The organism is Microbacterium sp. zg.Y909 (assembly GCF_024626565.1).
Genome location: NZ_JANJFJ010000396.1, coordinates 1 through 3,976 on the forward strand (window position 1 = coordinate 1; position 3,976 = coordinate 3,976).

The following is a 3,976-nucleotide window of genomic DNA, read 5'->3' on the forward strand; positions in this document are numbered from 1 at the left end:
AGTACGCAGAACAGCACACCGGTGCTGCGCTTGGCTTCGATCTGAAGTCGCTGCTGCTTGAGGCTCACGGTTCGAGTCTCGCACGGCCGGCAGGAGACGCCGGCTGAGCTGGCGCGTGGTGGCGGCCAGCCGGCCGTGCTCGCGCCGGCAGGGACTGCATCCGCCGCGGATTCGTCGGCAGCGCTGTACGGCGCCCATGCCGGGTCCCGCAGGGCGGGGCACTGCTCGGGGGTCGGCGCCAACGCTCTCGGGAAACTCCGCCATCAACTGCCGCATTGTGACAAACGATCGCGCGACGGCCCTGGAGCGATCCCTAGCGGCCCCATACGCGACTATTGACCACGATTCCCGAGGAGCTGCCCGCTGAGGGATCGGTGCACGGGAGCAGACGCCCGCGAGGATTCCTTGCTCGGGATCTAATCGCGGTGATTGTATGGCTCGGTGCACATGAACTGCTGGGGTGGGTGAGCCGCCGGACACTGAGCACTCGCACCTTGTTGGTGCTCGGCGCTGCCGCCACTTTCCTCAGCACGCTCGTGGTGGGATTCGAGATCGAGAGCCCTGTACTCAGGGTCGTCATCGTCCTAGCCGGGTTCGCGCCGAGCTTGGCAGCGATCTTCACGGTGAACGCGCTTGCCAAGCGCCGACGAGAAGCAGCAGGTATTCCGACGAGCATCACTCGCACCGACTCTCCCTGAAGTATCCGCTTTCGAACATTGCATGCGGCCGGCCGAGTGTTTGGGATGCAGTAGATAGCGGGTTCCATCGACGGCACCTCAGCGGCCATCCTTGCGGTGTAAGCCAGCCAGATCCGTCTGCAGGATGATGTGTCGCGCACCGGGGCCGCTGTAGCGTCTCGAGATGTGGACACCCGTCGGCCGTCGTCTTTGAAGAGCCCGTGGCTCATTGGTTTCGGGCTGGTCGCGGTGGCGCAGCTTGCGTCCGTGGCACTGGGCCTGCCTCTGTCGGGCTTTGTCACGTGGCTACTTGCGCCGCTGCTTGCCGTCTGGGTGTGGGGGGAACAGGGTCCGAAACTCCTGGTGCTTGTGCTGATGTTCTTCTGCGCGGGCGACATCTTGGGGAACCCGGCGATGATCGGTGTCGGCCGAATCGGGCTGTTCTTGAGCGTGGCCGCATTTGCTGTTGCCAACGTCCTCCTCATCATCCTGCTTGTCTCAACTCGGGCGCGCCCGACCAAGCCGACACCAATAGGTGGTTCATTGCGCTGGCGGGGCGGTGTCGCGGTGCTGTTCCTCATCCCGGCAGCCATGGGACTCGCGCTGACTTGGGGCAACCTCAGCCCTGTGCTCCGCCTAGTCGGCTCGCTTTACCTGTTGCTGCTGGTGGTCACAGCTACGACCGCGTTCGTGGTGGACATCTGTACCGGTCTCGGAGCGGCGCTGCTCTTCAGCTCTCACCTCCTGGTCGTGTTGGAGGTCGGAGGTCGCATCGATGGCACGGGAACGGTGTTCCGCTTGGCGGTGTTGGCCCTGTACACGCTAGGAATCCTTCTCATCGCCGCTGGAATCGTCAACCAGGGGCTGCGCACCAAACCACGACGTCACGACGGCACCAGAGCATCACGACCGAGGCGCCGACAAGAAGGCTCCTGAGCTCGGACGCTGGCATGATCCCATTCGCTGAACCCAGCGGAAAGACCTCCTCCGCGAAAGCGTGAACAGATGGGTGCGTGCCCACGGCGAGCGGGGCGGTGTTGGGCCATCGCCGGTTTACTAGCTCACGCGCGTCGGTGGATCCGCATGCGGGCTTTCTGGCTCAAGGCCGCAGTTACGCCTCACCGACGCGGCGCGAGCGGGACGGATCGCCGCCGCCACTACGTTGAAGGCATGCCTCTCGACCCTTCTCAGTCGCACTACTGGATCCTGGTGATATCGGCTGGTCTCTTGGGGCTGATCATCAACCTGCTGCTCATCTACATGGTGATTCGGCTCGCGATCACGCACGGGATGTTGTCATATTCCCGGCAGCTCGCAGACGAGCGACGTCTCCCGGTCCACCGGGACTAACTAGTCCGTTGAAGAAGGTGGACTGACCCACCGCGTGACGGGCGCGTCCGCGCGCCACCATGGCGAGCACGTTGAACAGCAGTCGACCAACGGGATCGGTGGGATCGTATCGGTTCCCGGCGAGGCTGAGTGCGACGCCTTTCGACGTCAACTCATCCGCGATCTCGCGCGCATCTCGCAGCGACCGGGCGAGCCGGTCGAGTTTCGTTACGACGAGGGTGTCTCCGCTTCGCACCGCGGCAAGCGCCTCCCGCAATCCCGGTCGGGCGCGATTCGCGCCGGTCATGCCATGGTCGACGTAGATGTGCGCGTCCTGAACGCCCAAACGCAGCAGTGCGTCGCGTTGAGCGGTGAGGTCCTGATCCGTGGTCGAGACCCTGGCGTATCCAATCTTCCAATCTGTATTCCATCCATAGGCCCAGCGTCCTGCCGCGCTACTGACGCCACACGATGAGGGTCCATCAGCGTTCCTGGTTGAGTCGGCGTTCGAGGAGCCGCGGCGATGCTTCGAAACCTGTCCCCAGGTAGAGTCGCGTCGCAGCATCGTTCGAACTGACGGTGATCCGCGGAATTCCTCGCCGGTCGGCCGCATCGACGAGCGAGCTCACCAACGCATGCCCGATTCCTCGACGCCGGAACTCGGGGTTGACGAAGACGCTTTGCACGTCGCCGGTTCTTCGATTCCTATCGCTGAAGTCCGGGACTCGGTCGAAGACGACGAGCCACGCCATGCCGACAAGATCGCCACGGTGCTCCGCTACCCGCGTCAGCAGTGAATCACCCTGTGACGCCATCCACGAGGCGAGGTCTCGGGCGAAAGATTGACTTTCTTCAACGGTCGCGTGATGACGGTTCGCCCATGCGAGCTTCAGTACCGCCAGACTCGGGGCGTCATCCGGAGTGCCGTCGCGAACCACCACGTCCATCACCCGACGAGACTCACTGAGGGATAGAGGGTTCGCAAGTGGGTCCACTTGCGCGCGTTGCGTGGAGGTTGTGTAGAGGTGGAGGGGGGAGGCAGATGAGCGCCACCCACGATGAGTCGACTAGTCCGGGGCCCACCCGTGACGTGGCCGAACGGCGTGGAGATAATGGTGCGATGCCCGCCGTCATCATCGAAGTCCGCCGTCAGTACGCAGCCGACCAAGAGCTTGCCATCATGAACGCCGTCCACGCAGCGCTCGTTCGCGCGTTCGAGATCCCGGCCGAGGACCGCAACGTGCGTCTGGTCGTCCACGAACCAGAGCGATTCATGTGCGCGCCTGAGCTCGCACATCCGGAGTACCGGACCATCATCTCGATCGACTGTTTCGCCGGTCGAAGCCTGACCGCCAAGCGGCGACTCTATCGAGCGATCGTCGAGGGTTTGGAGCCGCTAGGCATTCCCCGCGATCATGTGTCGACCATCCTTCACGAGATCGCTCTCGAAAACTGGGGCGTCGGCGGCGGGCACGCCGCTAGCGACGTCGACCTCGGCTTCACCGTGAACGTCTGATCTCGCCAAGCATCCCTCGCGCTCGCGTACAGGTCTCTGCCGGAAATCCAGACGGGCGCTATCTTCGCTGACCCTCGAACGTGCCTCCCAGATTCGTGGCTTCTCGCCCACTAGCCGGTCGCTACCCGAGCACACCAGCGTCCGCTGCGTTGTACCTATTTTCGGGCAACCCAGACGTTTTCCGAGATCATCTCCCGACCTTCCCCGCCACGGTGGTCGATCTCGGCCGCGACACTAGCGCTGTCGCTGATCCGGACGGATACAGAGTCGCGCCCGCAATCTGTGCTTTGCCAAACGTCATCGAGAACGAGCGAAAGGCACAGCGTCTCGCTGTTGTCAGATGCGCGCGCGAGATAGACGTCGAAGTCATCCGCGTTTCCGACGTATCGAAGAGTCCCGACGTCGATCCTGTCGGCGGACCCGTCGACGACAGAATCTGGTCGATCCGCTGCAG

General features: G+C 63.6%; 4 protein-coding genes and 1 pseudogene. 2 read left to right on the forward strand and 3 right to left on the reverse strand.

Annotated features, from left to right (window positions below):
- The first annotated feature begins 863 nt into the window (after positions 1 to 863).
- A complete protein-coding gene (locus NQ160_RS19985) occupies positions 864 to 1,613 on the forward strand; it encodes a hypothetical protein (protein ID WP_257516856.1) in 750 nt (249 codons plus the stop codon).
- Positions 1,614 to 2,067: 454 nt separating this feature from the next.
- On the opposite strand, the pseudogene NQ160_RS19990 reads toward NQ160_RS19985, so the two are convergent.
- Positions 2,068 to 2,418: pseudogene (locus NQ160_RS19990) on the reverse strand (recombinase family protein); the annotation flags it as partial.
- A gap of 70 nt (positions 2,419 to 2,488) precedes the next feature.
- The gene (locus NQ160_RS19995) at positions 2,489 to 2,953 is read right to left on the reverse strand and encodes a GNAT family N-acetyltransferase (RefSeq protein WP_257516859.1); all 465 of its coding nucleotides are present in this window, start codon (positions 2,951 to 2,953) and stop codon (positions 2,489 to 2,491) included.
- Between the two features lie 173 nt (positions 2,954 to 3,126).
- On the opposite strand from NQ160_RS19995, the gene NQ160_RS20000 reads away from it, so the two are divergent.
- Entirely contained in the window at positions 3,127 to 3,522 is a 396-nt protein-coding gene (locus tag NQ160_RS20000; protein WP_257516857.1) for a tautomerase family protein, read from the forward strand.
- A gap of 155 nt (positions 3,523 to 3,677) precedes the next feature.
- Here the strand turns inward: NQ160_RS20000 and NQ160_RS20005 are convergent.
- Positions 3,678 to 3,976: hypothetical protein (locus NQ160_RS20005; protein ID WP_257516858.1), on the reverse strand; the 299-nt coding region annotated here is incomplete at its 5' end.